Genomic DNA, 1390 nt, shown 5'->3' with positions numbered 1-1390 from the left:
AGCGTGCCGCGCAATGCAGGGCCGCCCAAGGGCGCCTGAGGCGTGCGCAGGTCCGGCTGCGGTGCCGGTGCGCGGCGCGGCGGCTCGGCAGCGCGTGCGGCCGGCGCTTGCGGCGCCGGACGCAGGTTGCGTGGTTCGGACCCGTCACCGCCGCGGCCGGACTTGGCCACGATGTCCGAAAGCTCCTTCAGGGCGTTGATCTGCTCGGAAACGGCGCGGCGGATGGCCGAGGTCGATTCCTTTGCCTCTTCGGGCATTTCGATGACGCCCTTCTTGAGCTCGGCCCGGGTCAGGTCGAGTTCGCTCTTGATCGAGCCGGCGGTGCGCCGCATCTCCTCGGTGGCATCGGCAAAGCGCTTGGTTGCCGAATCGACGACGTCGGTGATGGCGTTGCGGATCTTGTCGGCCGACTCCATCGTCTTGCCTTCGGCGTTCTGCAGCGTCTGGCCGACGAGATTTTCGAACGAGCGCATGACCCTTTCGAGATCTTCCGACTTCTTGACCAGGCCGACAGCGAGGTCTTCGAGCGACGATTGCCGTTCGAGCGTGTGTTCGAGATTGCTCTGGGCCGAGCTCAGCAGGTCCGAAGCGCTGGACAGCAGGCGGCTGTGTTCGTCGAACTTGGTGGCGATCGACGCCACCTCGCGCAAGGTGGACGACGACAGTTCCGTCAGCCTCGTCGTGTTCGAATCGACCAGACGTGCCGAGCTGGCGAAGGTCTGCGCGGCTTTTTCCGTGGTGGCGGCGAAGCTTTGCGTGCTGCCGCTCAGGCGTTCATCGACCTGGCCGAGATTGACCGCGGCCTGATCGATCAGCTGGCCGAGCTGCGAGCTGGACTTGGTCATGCGGCCGATGAGATCAGCGACGCTGTCGGACAGCGACGAGCGGGCGCCTTCGACCGCCGACAAGGTTTCGGCGGTGCGGCTGGCGAGCGCGTCGACAAGCGCGGCATTCTCGCTGCGCAGCTTCTCGGTGGCGCGTTCGGTGACCTCTTCCATGCTCTTTTGCAGGTCCGAGCCGCCCTGGGCGAAGCGCTCGACCAGGGGCCGTGCGGTTTCGTCGAGGATCTTCGACATTTCGGCCGAACGTGCGGCGAGCATGGTGTTGAGTTCGCGGGTGTTGGCGCCGATCGTCTTGGCGGCATCGTTGGTGCTTTGGCCGATATGCTGGCCAACCGCGGTGAAGGTCTCGGCGATCACATTGGCGCGCGAGACGAGTTGCGCCTCGGCATTCGACACCTGTTCGTTGAGCTTCTGGCCCATCGTCTCGGCTGTGAAGGCGAGGCGGTTGTCGACGCCTGAGACCTGCTCTTCGACACGGGCTGCCGCGGCCGCGGCACTCGACGCGAAACGCTCGTCCGCACCGGCAAGCGCCTGCTCGATTTCGCGGG

The 1390-nt window shown here is 66.0% G+C and carries 1 pseudogene; it reads right to left on the bottom strand.

Annotated elements, in window-relative coordinates:
- Positions 1–1390, bottom strand: a pseudogene (locus tag EN893_RS34035) (kinesin); the annotation flags it as partial.

It is taken from the genome of Mesorhizobium sp. M7A.F.Ca.CA.004.04.2.1 (assembly GCF_004022825.1).
In the GTDB taxonomy this organism is placed as follows: domain Bacteria; phylum Pseudomonadota; class Alphaproteobacteria; order Rhizobiales; family Rhizobiaceae; genus Mesorhizobium.
This window is presented reverse-complemented; position numbering and strand designations above follow the sequence as displayed.